The sequence below is a fragment of the Halomonas sp. SpR1 genome (assembly GCF_031010175.1).
Lineage (GTDB): Bacteria > Pseudomonadota > Gammaproteobacteria > Pseudomonadales > Halomonadaceae > Vreelandella.
In genome coordinates this window covers 103,324-118,428 of the sequence record NZ_JAUAMB010000013.1, presented here as the reverse complement: position 1 = coordinate 118,428, position 15,105 = coordinate 103,324, and the positions used below count along the sequence as shown (strand labels likewise).

Below are 15,105 nucleotides of genomic sequence, written 5' to 3'. Positions count from 1 at the left end.
GATACTTTTACGTGTAATGCTTCCGTGCCCCCCCCTAATGAGGTTTCCATGTCTCAAGCCGACTCTCTGATTGAAACGCTAAAACGCCAGCTGCGCGCCCAGGGTAAAACCTACGCCGATGTTGCCCGGTGGTTAGCGCTGAGCGAGGCTTCGGTGAAGCGCCTGTTCGCTGAAAAGCACTTTACTCTGGCGCGGCTGGAGTGCATCTGTGATGAGCTTAACCTTGAGTTCGCAGAGCTGGTGCAGGCCATGCAGGCAGGGGAGCAGCGCCTCCAGGAACTGACTCAGGCCCAGGAGCAAAGTATCGTCGATGACCGCGAGCTGTTCCTGGTAGCCGTGTGCGTTATCAATGGCTATAGCTTCGACGAAATTCATCACCAGTACCAGCTAAGTGAACCGGAGTGCACCCGGCAGTTACTCAAGCTTGAGCGGCTTCAGTTGATTGATCTACTTCCCGGCAACCGCATCAGGCGGCGGTTAGCCGCTAATTTTCGCTGGCGGGCGAATGGGCCGATCCAGCGTTTCTTTCAGCAGCACATTGCTAACGAGTTTTTCCGCTCCCGTTTTGATAGCGACAGCGAAAAGCTGATGGTACTCAATGGCCTGTTATCCCCCGCGGGTAATGCCGAATGGCAGCAGACCATGCAGCGTCTTGCTAAAGAGTTCCACTCCCTGTGTGAACGAGAAAGCGGGCTGCCTATTCATCAGCGGTTTGGCACCACGTCAGTGCTGGCGGTAAGGCAGTGGCAGTATGGGCTGTTTCAGGATTACAAACGAGAAGCCGAGGCAAAGCCCTAAAGCGATGCGCCACGAAAGCGAGCGGCTTCTTGCTCGAGCCACTCGATGAAGCGGGACACCGCCGGTGGTGTTACGCCTTCACAAGGCAGAATCAGTTCATAGGCGAATGATGAGGCGAGCGGGTAGTGCTCCGCAAATGGGCGCACCAACACCCCGCTGGCGAGCCGGTCGGCCACCAGCGGGTAGCTGGCCAGCACCACGCCCTGCCCGGCCATAGCCTGATCGAGCGCCAAACTGTAGAGCGAGTATTGGCGCTGGTGGGGGATCTTGTGTATCGCCACCCCGGCGTTTTTAAACCAATCGTACCAGTTTGGGATAGGGTGACCCGCCTGGCTGCACCAATCCACGGTGAGCAGTGTCTGGGCCAGCAAGTCGGCGGGCGTGTGTATATGTTCCTGCGCTAACAGGGTGGGAGAGCAAACGGGAAAGAGGGTATCTTCAAACAGACGCTGGCTGGTGACGCCGGGCCAGGGCCCCTGACCGTAGCGCAACGATAAGCGCGCCCTGTTGGGCATCCATAACGGCGGCGTCAAGCGCGCCTCGGCATCCAGAGAGATCTCTATTTGCCGCTCATTGGCTTCAAAACCGGGTAAGCGGGGGAGTAGCCAAAGCTGTAGGAAAGAAGGTGGCGCACTCAATAGCAAGCGAAAAGCGTCTTCTGAGCGCTCGGTGACGTTCTGCACGCCACTGGCGATGCGCAAAAGACCCGCTTGCACATCTTCAGCAAGCCCTCGGCCTGCTTCGGTTGCGCACACGCCATTGGCATGCCGTTCGAATAGCACCACGCCCAAGCGATCCTCAAGCTGTTTCACCTGTCGACTAACGGCCCCAGGGGTCACCCCTAAACGATGCGCGGCGGCTTTGAAGCTATTTTCCCGCACGGCTTCGGCAAATGCGCGCAGTGCATTCAGCGGAAGCCTCTCAATTCTCATGGCGTGAGTTTTCCTAAGCCTAGGTTTGATAAGTAATCGTTTGTATGCCGTTTCGCTTCCTGCTCCAATGAGCGCCTTGATGTTATAGGAGCTCACTATGAATAATCAAAGGATAGCCTCAAATGCCCATACTGCCAGCATGCTAGGGCATACGCGGCGAAAGTCTGTGGATGCTACGGCAGCATCGCTAATGCTACTGTTTTGTTTGGTGCTGGGATTTCAGCAGGTGGCGATTAAAGGCGTGGCTGAGGATATCTCACCTGTGGTGCAGATCGCCCTGCGCTCCGCTATCGCCGGCTGTCTGGTGGGGTTGCTTGCCTATTGGCGCGGCATTCGCTGGGCGGATGTGGGGAACAACTGGGGCCCTGGGTTACTGGTTGGCCTTGGCTTTGCTGCCGAGTTCGCTTTTGTCGCCTGGGGGCTGACCTACACATTGGCATCGCATATGTCGGTCTTTCTCTACACCGCGCCCATCTTCGCAGCCCTTGGACTGCATCTTTGGGTACCAGGGGAGCAGCTCTCCCTTCGCCAGTGGTGGGGCGTTGGCTTGGCTTTTCTGGGCATGGTGATTGCCATGGCGCCGAGCGGATCCTATAGCACCGATATCCTCATCGGTGATGCGTTGGGTTTGCTGGCCGGGTTCTCTTGGGCGGCGACGACGGTGGTGATCCGCAAGACATCGTTGTCTGAGGCCCCCGCAGAGCTCACTCTGAGTTATCAACTAAGTGTGACGGCGTTGCTGCTACTGCCAGTGGCGGCGCTGTCGGGGCAGTTAGTGAGCGCGCAGTTTACTTCCATGGCGGTTGCTAGCCTCGCTTTTCAGGCGCTGATTATTTCATTTGCCGCGCTGATGCTGTGGTTTACCCTGCTTCGCCGCTATCGCGCGTCCCAGTTGGGCGTGTTCTCTTTTCTAGGCCCGCTTTTCGGCGTCCTTTTTGGTACCCTGTTGCTCAACGAGCCGCTAAGCATCAATTTTCTGATCGGCGGCGGGGTTATTTTGGTCGGCATTGTCCTGGTGACGCGCTGAATGGTCAGCCCTCCGTTGCACTTCCAACCCTTCCACAATGGTTACCGAAACAGCTATGAGCATCACTCCTTTCCAGGCGCTGGCCTGCCCATTAGATGGCAAGCCGTTAGCTCACTCGGGCAGCGCTTGGCGCTGCCCTGAGGGACACAGCTTTGATATCGCCAAGCAGGGCTACGTTAACTTACTGCCGGTGCAGCAAAAACGCTCCCACGATCCGGGTGATAGCAAGACAATGGTGGCTGCTCGCCAGCGCTTTCTTGACGCTGGGCACTATCATCCCATCGCGGATGCCGTCGGTCATGCAGTGTTGGGCTACGCTGAGTCTCAATTGCTAAGCAGTGAACCGTTTAGCTGCCTGGATGCGGGCTGTGGGGAAGGTTACTACCTTCGCCAATTAGCTGACGCTGCGGCTAGCGCGCAGTCACTTTCGCTGATGGGGTTGGATATCTCTAAGTGGGCGGTGCTGGCTGCTGCCAGGCAAGATGCTAAGCAATCACCGCTAAGTAGTTGGGTGGTGGGTAGCAATGCGCACTTGCCGGTGCAAACAGGAACGCTGGATAGCGTGCTGTGCATGTTTGGCTTTCCTGTGGCTAGCGAGTTTGCTCGTGTGCTAAAAACGGGCGGTGTGCTGCTGCAAGTAGAGGCAGGGCCTGATCATTTGCGAGAACTGCGGGAGATTATCTATCCCACATTAAAACCCGAACGTTCGAGTGAGGTGGAAGCACCGGAAGGTTTTTCTAACCAAAGCAGCGAAAGAGTTAGCTACTCGTTAACACTGAAGGGAAGCGAAAAAATTGCCGATCTGTTGGCGATGACACCGCATTTTTACCGGGCCAGCGCCGAAGGGCGGGCTCGCGCGGCGGCGCTTGAGGAGCTAACAGTGACGGTGGATGTGCGAATATTGATATATGCGCGGATATAAGAAAGGGGGGGGGGGCTTAAGTTCCCAACGCAGCATACTCCAAACGCAACATACTCAAAACGCAACAAGGCCCGCATAAGCGAGCCTTGTTATCCGAACCTCGGGAGGTTCGAGCAAACTGCTAACAATAAATGTTAGGAGATTTGCTTGATGTTTGAAGCTTGAAGGCCTTTCTTACCCTGGGTAACGTCAAAAGAGACGTTAGCGCCTTCTTGCAGGGTTTTGAAGCCGTCTGCTTGAATTTCAGAGAAATGGGCAAACAGGTCATCGCCGCCGTCAGAAGGAGCAATAAAACCGAAGCCTTTAGTATCGTTGAACCACTTAACTGTGCCAGTAGACATAGTAAAATCCTTTCGCGCAAAGCGCATTGTAAAGTTCCTGGTATCACCCAGATTAATAGCGGATAAAACAAGGAATACAATTGCAGTCTTGCCGAAAGATTACGTACACGTCTATCTCGTACATTTCTAAATCTTTTTCGTACACTTCTGAAACCATGCTTGCTTGCTAACCAACTGACGCTACAGTGTCATGAATTCTAACGTGTGTCAAAGCCTTTCTGGATTATCTTACCTATGGGGTCAGTGAAAGACGCTATTACCAGCCCATTTTCAATACACTTTCGGTGAAGCCGTTGAAAGCTTCATGCTTTACCACTTGATAGATATCGCTGTGCCACACTAATAGGGTGGGAGGTACTATTAGACCTACCAATTTCCTCAAATCTTTAGGATCTCAAATGACAAGCATCTGGAAGGCCTATTCACAGGCATCATTGATTTTGCGCGTCACTATCGCGCTAGTGCTGGGCGTTGTGGTCGGGCTTGTCGGTGGTGAGGCAGTGGCTGCTTGGTTGGCGCCGTTAGGGGATTTGCTTCTGCGACTACTTACATTTCTGATCGTGCCTATAGTGCTATTCACACTGATGGTCGGGGTAAACCAGTCCCGCGAGGGCAGTGCCGGTCGTGTCGGCGGTAAGGTGTTCGTTTATTACCTGGCATCTTCGGGGCTTGCGATTATGGTGGGCTTAGCTGTTGCCACGCTGTTTAGCCCCGGCAGCGGTATGACCCTGGATGAGAGTGCCAGTTTCTCGGTGCCCGAAAACCCAGGCGTTGTCGATACGCTACTGAATATAGTGCCGGATAATATTATTGGTGCGTTTGCCGAACTCAATATGCTTGGCATTATTTTTACGGCGCTGGTGTTTGGTATTGCGCTGCTAAAAATGCGCCAGTCGGAGCGCCAGCATGCCATGGGGGAACGGCTTTATGGTGTGATTGAAGCTATGAACGAGGTGACGCTCAAAGTGATGTCGGGAGTATTGCACTACGTGCCTATCGGCGTGTTTGCGATTGTTGCAGAGACGGTGAGTCAGCAGGGTTTGGAAACGCTACTCTCATTGGGCGATATGGTGGTTGTACTGTATATCGCCCTGGCTACCCAGCTACTGATTTATTGCGGCATCATGCGACTGTTTGGCGTGAAGCTACGCACCTTTTTCCGCGAGGCCCGTACGCCGATGGCCACGGCGTTTGCCACCCAAAGTAGCTCGGGTACGTTACCGCTGACAGTTAATGCTGCCCACCGCTTAGGCATTGCCAAAAGTATCTATGGTTTCAGTCTGCCGTTAGGGGCTACTTTAAATATGGATGGGGCGGCGATTCGTATCGCCATCTCGGCGGTATTTGCCGCCAACGTGATGGGTGCACCGCTGGATTTCATCAGCATGGTGCAAATAGTGTTGATCGGCACGCTAGTGTCGGTGGGCACGGCGGGGGTGCCGGGGGCCGGTATCATAATGATTGCCACGGTATTTGCCCAAGTAGGCCTACCGATTGAGACCGTCGCACTGCTTACCGCGATTGATGCGCTAGTGGGAATGGGGTGTACAGCGTTAAACGTGACAGGCGACTTGGTCGGCACCTCAGTCATTGCTCGAAGCGAAGGTGAGCAGTTACAGGAAGCGCCCGAAGGCGAAACGCCAGCAGCAGTAAAAGGCTAATCAGCGCAAGTCGTTGAGTTAGTCGTTGAGTTAGTCGTTGAGACAGTCACTAATCCAGCGGAGAACCTACAATGGATAACCGAGAGCTTGGATATTTGACCCGTGCCGTTGAGCTAGCCGAAGAGGCCCTTAACGCGGGGGATGAACCTTTCGGTAGCGTGCTGGTAAGTGCCGAAGGGGATGTCTTGGCAGAAGACCGTAACCGCATTGCCGATGGGGACTCAACTCAGCACCCTGAGTTCTTCCTGGCGCGCTGGGCAGCACAGCATATGACGCCAGAGGCGCGAGTAAAGGCGACCGTTTATACGTCCGGTGAGCACTGCCCTATGTGCGCCGCTGCCCATGGCTGGGTAGGGCTTGGGCGTATTGTCTACGCCAGTTCATCTCAACAGTTGAGTCGCTGGCTTGACGATTTAGGTGTGTCCCCATCGCCAGTCGCGACTCTGCCTATTCAGCAGGTGGTACCTGGGCTCAAGGTGGAAGGCCCGATAGCGGAGCTGGATGAACGAGTTCACGCGTTGCATAAGCGGCGCCATGCCCGCCTGTCTTAATGACATAAAAAAGCCGCCCAAGCATTAGCTTGGGCGGCTTCGTCTTTACTCTACGTGGCTCTCAATAACCGGCTATTAAAACCAGGCTATTAAAACCTAGTGTTTCAATATTACATAAAACGCATGAATGATGCCCGGTACGAAGCCAAATAGCGTTAGAATAATGTTCAGCCAGAAATGCCCTTTAAAACCGACCTCAAAAAATACGCCGAGTGGGGGAAGTATTACGGCAAAAATCATCTTGATTGGATCAGTCGCTGTAAACGCCATGAAGCCTCCTTTGCTTTCATTGGGATAACTTGTACAAGTGTAGGCACGATCAATCTATTTATCCATGCCTTGGCTAGTTCCCTACGACTAGCCGAGTCGACAATCGTTCAATTCCGCCCTTTATTTCGCTCTACGCTGTTTGGGAGAGGCTCCGTGTTCAACCTGCCGTTAAAAGTAACTACCACATCTTTTTGCTTATTAAGCTGCCTTGGTGCAGGCCAAGGCTGGGCTCAAGAGAGTCCCACCGATAGCAATAGCTTGGCCACGCTGGAAGTGACGGCGCCGCGGCTATCGCGGGAGCTTTACGCTACGCCCGCTGCGGTTTCGACGCTTGACCATGAAGCGATTGCTCAGGGCCAGCAGCGGACACGGCTGGATGAGGCGTTAGTGCGCGTGCCAGGGGTGTTCTTGCAGAATCGCGATAATTTTGCCCAAGGCCAACGCATCTCCATACGCGGCTTTGGCGCCAGGGCGCCGTTTGGGGTACGCGGGATTACCGTGATGGTGGATGGTATTCCCTATACGCTGCCGGACGGCCAGGCGCAGCTGGATGCCATTGATCTGGACAGCGCAGAGCGCATCGAAGTGATCCGTGGGCCCTCTTCGGTGCTCTACGGTAACGCAGCGGGTGGGGTAATTGATATCACCACCGCCGATGGGCGCGATAACCCTGGCTCAAGTGTGCGCACCGAAGTGGGCAGCGATGGCTACCGTAAGGCGGTCGTGCAAACAGGGGGCGCTCAGGGGGATTGGTCGCACCATGTGAGTTTCTCAGCGCTCAATGTGGATGGCTACCGGGAGCAGAGCTCCACAGAGAAATACCTGCTGAATGCCAAGCTGCGCCGCGAGTTAGGCAGCGACCGGGCGCTAACCGCGATCATTAATCTGCTTGAAAATCCCCGCTCCGAAGATCCCGGCGCGCTGAACGCGCGTGAAGTGGCGAGTGGCCGTGATCAAGCTGCACCTAATTCGCTGGCGCTAGACGCAGGGCAGAACGTTGATCAGCAGCTTCTCGGATTACAGTACGAAGATTTGTCCGCCGGCACTGGCGAATTCTATTTAAAAGGCTTCGTCGCGCAGCGCGATTTTGAGCAGCAACTGCCCTACGTGGGCGATAGCCGCATCGGCTACCAGCGCGATTACCTGGGCGCGAGCGCCGAGTATCACCATGAAGTCAGCCTGGGTGGCCTGCCGTTGAGCTATATCACCGGTGTTGATGTGGCCCGCCAGGACGATGAGCGCTTTCGCAACGATGTAAACGGCCAAGGCGTTGTCGGCGAGCAGGTGGCGGAAGAGACGCAAACCGCGACCTCGGCGGGAGTGTTTGCCCAGGGTGATCTGGCGCTCACCGAGCAAGTGACGCTCTCCCTCGGTGCACGGTTTGACCGAGTAGAGCTGGAGGTAGATGACCGCTATCAGGACGATGGCGATCAAAGCGGCGAGCAAACCTTCAACGAATGGAGCGGCTCGGCGGGGCTTAGCTATCGTTACCGCCCGCAGCATCAGGCTTATATCAATACCGGTACCGCTTTTGAAACGCCGACGTTCTCAGAGTTTGCTAACCCCGCGGGGGGCGGTTTTAACCCATCGGTGTCGCCGCAAAAAGCCTGGAACCGTGAGGTGGGGCTGCGGGGTTATGTAGAGCCGCTGGCGATGGATTACGATCTAGCGCTGTTTTCAGTACGCGTACGCGATGAGCTGGTGCCTTATGATGACGGCGGCCGCACCTTCTATCAAAACGCGGGCGACACCGACCGGGACGGCATTGAGCTGGCGCTGGGTTGGCAGGTGGCCAGCCAGTGGCGGCTAAATAGCGCCCTGACGCTAGCCCGTTATGAGTTTGATCAGTTCGCCACCCCCACTGAAAGCTTCGCTGGTAACCGTATTCCCGGCCTGCCCGAGCAAACCTGGGTCAACCAGCTAACCTGGCAAGGCCTTGATGAACGTTTTGCTACTCTGGAAACCCAGTATGTGGGCGACTTGGTGGCGGACAACGCCAACGAGACAGAGGTCGATAGCTACTGGCTGGTAAACCTGCGGGTAGGGGATGGTTGGCAGTTGGGTAGCGATACACGGCTAAATGCTTACGTAGGTGTGCGCAATCTGTTTGATGAAGAGCACTACGCCAACGTGCGCTTGAACGGCACCTTTGGACGTTTCTACGAACCTGCTCCTGGGCGCAGTGTTTATGGCGGTTTAGAAGTACGTTTTTAAAAGGTGTTTTTCTAAAAAGCGCTTTTCTAAAAGAGAAGTTTTAAAGGCTTTATAAATAAAAACGGGCGGCGCTCATTGATGAGGCCGCCCGTTCTCGTTGGTGATGACTCTAAACTAACCGATTACTCCGGTAGCGCGTAGCCAATCACATAATCGCCCATCTTGGTACCAAAGGTGCCGTGGCCGCCCGCCGTGACGACCACATACTGGCGGCCATCTTGGCCAGTGTAGGTCATCGGGGTAGCTTGGCCACCTGCCGGTAGGCGAGCTTTATACAGCTCCTCGCCGGTGGTGATGTCGTATCCGCGCAGGTACTGATCCAGCGTGCCGCTCAAGAACGACACCCCGCCTGCAGTGGTCAGCGGGCCGCCTAGCGCAGGAACACCGACGTTCAAACCAATCGGCAGGTCAAACGGCATGCTGTCCCGTGTAGTGCCATTGCGGTGCTTCCATACCACCTCGGCACTTTGCAGATCGATACCGGCTACGTCGCCCCAGGAGGGCGCTTGGCAGGGCAGGCCCAGTACCGAGAGCAGCGGGCCAAGCTCAACGGCATAGGGCGCACCTTCATTAACTTGTAGCCCTTGCTCACTGGCAGAGCCTTGGCCCTCTTCGACTTCTTCGCGGGGCACCAGCTTGGAGACGAACGCCAGATATTTAGCCCCGGTGAAGAGCGCTTGGCGTTCAGGGTCAACCGCGACGCCGCCCCAGTTCATCACCCCCACGTTACCTGGATAAATGATGCTGCCTTCCAGCGAAGGTGGTGTGTATTGGCCTTCGTAGCGCAAGGAGTTGAACTGAATGCGGCACATCATCTGGTCAAACGGTGAAGCGCCCCACATATCGCGCTCGGTGAGCGGCGGTGGCAGCAGGTTAAGCGCTGAGCGCGGCTGCGTTTCGGCGGTCCAGTCGCCTTCCACGGCGCCTTGAGGTGCGGGCACCTCTTCGATGGGTACAATCGGTTCGCCGGTTTCGCGGTTCAATACATACAGGCTGCCTTGCTTGGTCGGCTGAATAACCGCGGGCTGGGTGCCCTCATTAGTCGCCAGATCAATGAGCACCGGTTGTGCCGGTGTATCCATATCCCATAGGTCATGGTGCACAAACTGATAAACCCACGCCACCTGTCCGTCATCGACGTTAAGTGCTACCAGGCCCGCGCTATAAGTTTCATCGTTCTCGGTGCGGTCGGCGCCATACTGGTCAGGCGTAGCGTTACCCATGGGCAGGTAAACGAGGCCTAGCTCTTCATCAACGCTGATCGGTGCCCATACGTTGGGAGAGTTGCGCGTGTAGGTTTCGTCTTCTGGCAGCGGATCGGTGTTGTCGGGATTGCCGCTATCCCAGTTCCACACCAGCTCGCCGGTATGCACATCAAAGGCACGAATAACGCCGGAAGGTTCGTCTGTGGAGCTGTTATCGGTGACGTGTCCGCCTAGAATAACCAGGTTCTCAGTGACCGTGGGCGGCGAGGTGGAGTAGTAGCCGCCTGGAGAAAACTCACCAATGTTGTTAGTAAGATCAATCTCGCCGTTATCGCCAAAGCTGGCACAGCGCTCACCCGTGTCGGCATTCAGCGCAATCAAGCGTGCATCCGCAGTGGGGAGGTAAAGCCTGCGTGGGCACATAACGTCAGTCTCACTGACCATCGTTGGCTGCGTGCTGCCGTTTTCCTCTTCTACACCAAACAGCAGTGACAAAAAGGAGAGATCCAGGCTGAAAATATCGCTGTCATCGAAGATATCGAAAGAGAGCGCTGTCGCACTGCCCGGGGCAACGTCGCTGTTCTCCGCCGCGTCGTTAGGCGTGCGTTCAGTAGCTGAATAGCTGGCCGCATCGTAGTAGGCGAGGCCACGGCAGGTCATATGCGCCCAGCCGGAGAAGTCATCGGCACCCATGGTGCTGATCTCGGGGTCAAATGCCCACAGGGTTTCGCCCGTTTCAGGAGATAGCGCCATCGCCCGACTGTGGGACGTACAGATATACAGGCTGTCGTTCACTTTTAGCGGGGTGTTCTGATTGGTGATCTCCGGGGGCGCGTTGGGGCCCGCTTTGTCACCGGTTTGAATCCGCCATACCTCTTCAAGCTCGGCGATGTTGTCCGGGGTAATTTGATCCAGTGAAGAGTAGTGGGTGCCCGCATTGGTGCCGCCATAGGCGGGCCAGTCATCGCCCGCCACCTGGGCAGGGTTGACGCTATCGGCTGATGTGCGGCTATTCGCCAGCGACCCTTCGATAGTGCCGGGGTCGTTAAACTGACTGGCAATGGCCACGATAACCGCGGCAGCAATGCTGGCCACTAGTGCCAGGCTGCCGCCTTTTGAATGCAGCGGTTTACGCCACCAGGGCAGAAGCAGCAGAATGCCGATTAAGCAGAGAATCGCGACGCGGGGCACTAACTGCCACCAGTCTAGGCCAACCTCCCACAGTGCCCATACTAAGGTGGCGAAAAGAATCAGCGCGTAAAGCCACAGTGCGGCGCCTCGGCGCAGAGCAAATAGAACGCCGCACGCAATAATACTAAGTCCGGCAATTAAGTAGTAGGCGCTGCCGCCTACGCTGACGAGCTTGCTGCCGCCAAAAGCGAGCGCCAAGCCGACAATAAGTAGTAGCAGGCCAACGACAATCGCTGGCCCTTTACCGTGATCGCGCGTGCTTTCTTCCATGAGGTGTCCCCTTGTAGCAACGTACCGACAACGCGCTTTAACCCATCGACAGCGCCGATGGGTTAAAACACACATTTCAGAAAAATGATTTTAATTATCAATTCGCCATTGGTCTAACGATTTGCTGATTATTTTTGGCGATTACCCTACCGCCACTTAGTTGACGTAGCGGCAGGGGGAGGGGTGGGTTTTATAACTTGACCAGCATTTTACCGGTGTTGGCGCCATCAAATAGGGCGAGGAAGGCGTCGGGCGTGTTTTCCAAGCCCTCTCTCACGGTCTCTTTATAGTCCAGCTTACCTTCCGCTACCTGAGGAGCGACTTCGTTCAGGAAGTAGGGGTAACTCGACCAGTGGTCAGCAACAATAAAGCCCTGCATTTTGGCTTTACGCATGATCAGTTGAGCGAGGTTGCTAGGGCCGGGGGTGGGCTCTTTGGCATTGTAACCATCAATCATGCCGCACACGGCGATCCGCGCGCCTTCATTTAGCTGGCTAAGTGCCGCTTCAAGGCAAATGCCGCCGACATTTTCGAAATAGACGTCGATGCCGTTGGGGCTGGCGAGCTTAATGGCCTCGCTAAGCTCGTAAGCGTCTCTTTCCCGGTAGCTGACAGGTTCGACGCCCAATGACTCAAGCCAGGCCAGCTTATGAGCAGCGCCCGCAATGCCGACCACATGACAGCCCTTCGCCTTGGCCAGCTGGACGGCAAGTGAGCCAACCGCACCGCTCGCCGCGCTGACTAAAACGTTGTCGGCAGGTTTGCATTCGGCAATCAGATTTAGGCCAGTCCAGGCCGTCATGCCGGGCATTCCCAATACGCCCAGATAGGCCTGCTCGGGAACGTCGATATCGGGTAGCTTCGTAACACCCTGGGTAGGCAGTTGGGCGATATCCCGCCAGCCGCCCATATGGCTGACTTTGTCGCCCACTTTTAGGCTTGAGTCATTGGTTTCGATAACCTCGCCAATGGCGCCGCCTTCCATGGGCTTGCCGAGCTCAAACGGATCCACATAGGTGCGAATACCGCTCATGCGACCGCGCATATAAGGGTCAACGGAAAGCCAGTGGTTGCGAATGCGCACTTCCCCCTCGGCCAGATCGGGGAGCGTTTGAGTCTCTAGCTTGAACAGCGCTCGGTCGGGTAAACCGTTGGGGTAATCGGTAAGCGAATAAAATTGTGACTGCATAAATGCCTCCTGCGAATACTTAACATGTGTCGAAGTCCTTGTAGCATAGAGACCATTAGCCTGCTTGCAAGTTCGTTAATGTATCGGGAAATGAGTCACATAAAAAAACAGGGCGATCCATTGCTGGTCGCCCTGTCTGTTTACTATCTTGTGTTAATGATGCTTCGTGTGCTGTCGCATTGATTAGGCTAAGGGGTATCACACAACAATCAAGGATGTGTTATCCGTTAATCCAACAGCGTTACCATCACTGGAGCTGTACCGCGGCGAATCATGCCAAGCTTGGCTGCCGCGCGTTTCGATAAATCAATAATGCGTCCTTGAATAAAGGGGCCGCGGTCATTGATCAGTACTTCTACTGCTTGCCCCGTGTCCGGGCGTGTCACCAACACCTTCGTGCCAAATGGCAAGCTCGGGTGGGCGGCGGTCAGTGCCTGCTGGTCAAAGGGCTCTCCACTGGCAGTGGGCGCTCCTTGAAAGCGGTCACTGTAAAAGGAAGCGACGCCTTCCTGTGTTTCTGTCTCGTGTGCAAAAGCACTATTGGCAGCACTACTTGCTATTACCGCTGCCAAACAAATCGTTCGGATCAGTCGTTTTTGGGCTCCCATAGGAGTACCTCGGTTTTGCGTGTTGCGAATCCCGCACTCATGATGAGGTGCCTGATAGGCCTGTCGATACTACCCGTGATACATCGAGTCAGCAAGCTTTGAGAAGATCGATGCAAATAGGTTCAATTTCAAGATTTTTTAATCTTTACCTATGTGGCCTTGGGTTTCAGTGACTTATCCGCCCAGGTATGAAGTGAATCAAGAAATAACTTTGTGCAATGCAGCGTTTTTCATTAAACGCTCACTTTAATGGAGTAAGCGTCTTATAATCACGAATGCTTAACTAATTAATATTTGTCATTGCGACTCAACAAGGAACCGCCCATGGCTAAATCTTCTTCGTTTGCGTTTGTATTGGTGGCGGTTGGTGGCGCCGCCGTTGGTTTTCTCGCCGCTCAAATTATTCCCATGCCAGGGCAGGCCGCCGATGAAGCGCCTGTCGAAAGCGCTGAGGTGACTGATCAAGCGTCGGTTGCCGAGGCGATTGTTGGCCTTGAAAAGCTCACCCTCGATGAGCGCCTGCGTGGTGAAATAACCTCGGCCAGCGAGCTAAACGGTAACGATGGTAGCCGCTTCATGCGCTATGCAATCGCGCTGGAAGAGGGGGAGATTGTTGAGATTTCTCTCAATGGGGCCTTGCAGGGCTTAGTGGCGCTTTATGATGATCAACTACAGCTGCTGGATAATGCCCCTATTGTTCGCCACCGTATCGAAGAGAGCGGCGACTATGTAGTGGTGGTTAGCGGTGCCGATGCCCACAGTTATGGCCCGTTTACAGTCAATAGTCGAACCGTCGAGCTGTCGGATGCCGACACAGTGGCAGTGGGGGAGCCCATCGATAGTTGGCTGCAGGGGGACGCCCGAGATATTACCTTGAACATAGAGGAGGCGGGCCTCTACCAGTTGGAAATGCGTTCTGATGACTTCGACGCCTACCTAGAGATTAAAGGCCCCAATGGTTACGCTCGTGAAGACGACGATAGTGCCGGTGATTTAGACGCGCGTATTGCCGATTTTCTGGAGCCCGGTGAATATACGCTCACAGCACGCAGCGCCTACGGTGATGGCAATGGCGTTTATACGCTTTCAGTAGAGCCTCACGAGTTACCAGGTAATGGTGAGCTGCGCAATGATGGAGCGCTCACTCCCGATGACTCCCTCAACGGTTGGTTTAGCGGTCAGGAGCTTAGCTACCAAGTAGAGGTAGAAGAAGCGGGCATGTACCAGATTGACATGCGCTCCAGCGACATTGACTCCTACCTGGTGCTTGAGGGGCCTAACGGTTACTACCGCGAAGACGATGACAGTGCTGGTAATCTGGATGCCAGTATCGCTGATTTTCTTGCCCCCGGTGAATATCAGTTAACGGCACGTACGGCCTATGGCGAGAGCAGCGGCATGTTTACGCTCTCCATGGAGCCGCGCGATATGCCCGATGTGGATCTACGTAATGAAGGCACGCTTAGCCCTGGTGAATCGCTCAACGGTTGGTACAGCGGTGAACCGCTGACGTACCAGTTGGAGGTGACTGAGAGCTCGCTAGTGACGTTGGAAATGCGCTCTGCCGATTTCGATACCTTTATCGAGATTAGTGGTCAAGGTGTTGCCCTCAGCGATGACGACGGCGCGGGAGGTACCGACTCGCGTCTTCAGGAGCCGTTGTTGCCTGGCACTTACACGGTAAGCGCGCGAGGCTTTAGCGCTGCCGGTAGTGGCTTGTTCGAACTAAGCCTGGAGATGGAGCCGACGAATATTCCCCCAGAGCTTTGATGATTAGCTTTGATGATTAGCTTTAATGATTAGCGTTAATCGATGATGCCCAACGCCCCTATCGCTTATCGTGATAGGGGCGTTGGGCTATTGGCCGGTGGTGAGGAGTGAATTGTGAGGCGTAAATTGTTAGGCGTGATGAGGTCAAATGGTAAG

At 55.1% G+C, this 15,105-nt stretch carries 13 protein-coding genes; 7 read left to right on the top strand and 6 right to left on the bottom strand.

Translation table 11 applies throughout. The features are described 5' to 3' along the window. The first annotated feature begins 48 nt into the window (after positions 1-48). Positions 49-798, top strand: coding sequence for a helix-turn-helix transcriptional regulator (locus QT231_RS11595; RefSeq protein ID WP_308337016.1), 750 nt, complete (start codon positions 49-51; stop codon positions 796-798). Here QT231_RS11595 and QT231_RS11590 read toward each other — a convergent pair. Beyond that, positions 795-1,730: a LysR family transcriptional regulator gene (locus tag QT231_RS11590; RefSeq protein ID WP_308337015.1), complete on the bottom strand. Its 936-nt coding sequence runs from the start codon at positions 1,728-1,730 to the stop codon at positions 795-797. The genes QT231_RS11595 and QT231_RS11590 overlap by 4 nt on opposite strands. 97 nt (positions 1,731-1,827) lie before the next feature. Between QT231_RS11590 and QT231_RS11585 the strand changes: the two genes are divergently transcribed. Beyond that, positions 1,828-2,757, top strand: a complete 930-nt coding sequence (locus tag QT231_RS11585) for a DMT family transporter (RefSeq protein WP_308337014.1) — start codon at positions 1,828-1,830, stop codon at positions 2,755-2,757. 55 nt (positions 2,758-2,812) lie between these two features. Continuing rightward, positions 2,813-3,679: a putative RNA methyltransferase gene (locus QT231_RS11580; protein WP_308337013.1), complete on the top strand. Its 867-nt coding sequence runs from the start codon at positions 2,813-2,815 to the stop codon at positions 3,677-3,679. A 134-nt stretch (positions 3,680-3,813) separates the two neighbouring features. Here the strand turns inward: QT231_RS11580 and QT231_RS11575 are convergent, their stop codons facing one another. Then, positions 3,814-4,020, bottom strand: coding sequence for a cold-shock protein (locus QT231_RS11575; protein WP_007111402.1), 207 nt, complete (start codon positions 4,018-4,020; stop codon positions 3,814-3,816). 398 nt (positions 4,021-4,418) lie between these two features. Here QT231_RS11575 and QT231_RS11570 point away from each other — a divergent pair, with 398 nt between their 5' ends. Continuing rightward, the gene (locus tag QT231_RS11570; protein ID WP_308337012.1) at positions 4,419-5,681 is read left to right on the top strand and encodes a dicarboxylate/amino acid:cation symporter; all 1,263 of its coding nucleotides are present in this window, start codon (positions 4,419-4,421) and stop codon (positions 5,679-5,681) included. Between the two features lie 71 nt (positions 5,682-5,752). After that, positions 5,753-6,232 (top strand): nucleoside deaminase, encoded by a 480-nt coding sequence (locus QT231_RS11565; protein ID WP_308337011.1) that lies wholly within the window; start codon positions 5,753-5,755, stop codon positions 6,230-6,232. Between the two features lie 96 nt (positions 6,233-6,328). Here the strand turns inward: QT231_RS11565 and QT231_RS11560 are convergent, their stop codons facing one another. Then, positions 6,329-6,502 carry a YqaE/Pmp3 family membrane protein gene (locus tag QT231_RS11560; protein WP_009722289.1) on the bottom strand — a complete coding sequence of 58 codons (174 nt, stop codon included), beginning with the start codon at positions 6,500-6,502 and terminating at the stop codon, positions 6,329-6,331. A gap of 153 nt (positions 6,503-6,655) precedes the next feature. Here QT231_RS11560 and QT231_RS11555 point away from each other — a divergent pair, with 153 nt between their 5' ends. Continuing rightward, positions 6,656-8,716: a TonB-dependent receptor gene (locus QT231_RS11555; protein WP_308337010.1), complete on the top strand. Its 2,061-nt coding sequence runs from the start codon at positions 6,656-6,658 to the stop codon at positions 8,714-8,716. Between the two features lie 122 nt (positions 8,717-8,838). Here the strand turns inward: QT231_RS11555 and QT231_RS11550 are convergent, their stop codons facing one another. From QT231_RS11550 to QT231_RS11540, 3 genes are all read right to left on the bottom strand, one after another. After that, positions 8,839-11,382: a glucose/quinate/shikimate family membrane-bound PQQ-dependent dehydrogenase gene (locus QT231_RS11550; RefSeq protein ID WP_308337009.1), complete on the bottom strand. Its 2,544-nt coding sequence runs from the start codon at positions 11,380-11,382 to the stop codon at positions 8,839-8,841. 190 nt (positions 11,383-11,572) lie between these two features. Further along, the gene (locus tag QT231_RS11545; RefSeq protein ID WP_308337008.1) at positions 11,573-12,571 is read right to left on the bottom strand and encodes an NADP-dependent oxidoreductase; all 999 of its coding nucleotides are present in this window, start codon (positions 12,569-12,571) and stop codon (positions 11,573-11,575) included. A 227-nt stretch (positions 12,572-12,798) separates the two neighbouring features. After that, positions 12,799-13,179 (bottom strand): septal ring lytic transglycosylase RlpA family protein, encoded by a 381-nt coding sequence (locus tag QT231_RS11540; RefSeq protein ID WP_308337007.1) that lies wholly within the window; start codon positions 13,177-13,179, stop codon positions 12,799-12,801. 324 nt (positions 13,180-13,503) lie between these two features. On the opposite strand from QT231_RS11540, the gene QT231_RS11535 reads away from it, so the two are divergent. Then, positions 13,504-14,949: a hypothetical protein gene (locus tag QT231_RS11535; protein ID WP_308337006.1), complete on the top strand. Its 1,446-nt coding sequence runs from the start codon at positions 13,504-13,506 to the stop codon at positions 14,947-14,949. Positions 14,950-15,105 lie beyond the last annotated feature (156 nt).

Excerpts from the sequence above, each read along its gene's own strand:
- QT231_RS11595 (WP_308337016.1), top strand. The coding sequence starts at position 49 with ATGTCTCAAGCCGACTCTCTGATTGAAACGCTAAAACGCCAGCTGCGC.
- QT231_RS11590 (WP_308337015.1), bottom strand. The coding sequence starts at position 1,730 with ATGAGAATTGAGAGGCTTCCGCTGAATGCACTGCGCGCATTTGCCGAA.
- QT231_RS11585 (WP_308337014.1), top strand. The coding sequence starts at position 1,828 with ATGAATAATCAAAGGATAGCCTCAAATGCCCATACTGCCAGCATGCTA.
- QT231_RS11580 (WP_308337013.1), top strand. The coding sequence starts at position 2,813 with ATGAGCATCACTCCTTTCCAGGCGCTGGCCTGCCCATTAGATGGCAAG.
- QT231_RS11575 (WP_007111402.1), bottom strand. The coding sequence starts at position 4,020 with ATGTCTACTGGCACAGTTAAGTGGTTCAACGATACTAAAGGCTTCGGT.
- QT231_RS11570 (WP_308337012.1), top strand. The coding sequence starts at position 4,419 with ATGACAAGCATCTGGAAGGCCTATTCACAGGCATCATTGATTTTGCGC.
- QT231_RS11565 (WP_308337011.1), top strand. The coding sequence starts at position 5,753 with ATGGATAACCGAGAGCTTGGATATTTGACCCGTGCCGTTGAGCTAGCC.
- QT231_RS11560 (WP_009722289.1), bottom strand. The coding sequence starts at position 6,502 with ATGGCGTTTACAGCGACTGATCCAATCAAGATGATTTTTGCCGTAATA.
- QT231_RS11550 (WP_308337009.1), bottom strand. The coding sequence starts at position 11,382 with ATGGAAGAAAGCACGCGCGATCACGGTAAAGGGCCAGCGATTGTCGTT.
- QT231_RS11545 (WP_308337008.1), bottom strand. The coding sequence starts at position 12,571 with ATGCAGTCACAATTTTATTCGCTTACCGATTACCCCAACGGTTTACCC.
- QT231_RS11540 (WP_308337007.1), bottom strand. The coding sequence starts at position 13,179 with ATGGGAGCCCAAAAACGACTGATCCGAACGATTTGTTTGGCAGCGGTA.
- QT231_RS11535 (WP_308337006.1), top strand. The coding sequence starts at position 13,504 with ATGGCTAAATCTTCTTCGTTTGCGTTTGTATTGGTGGCGGTTGGTGGC.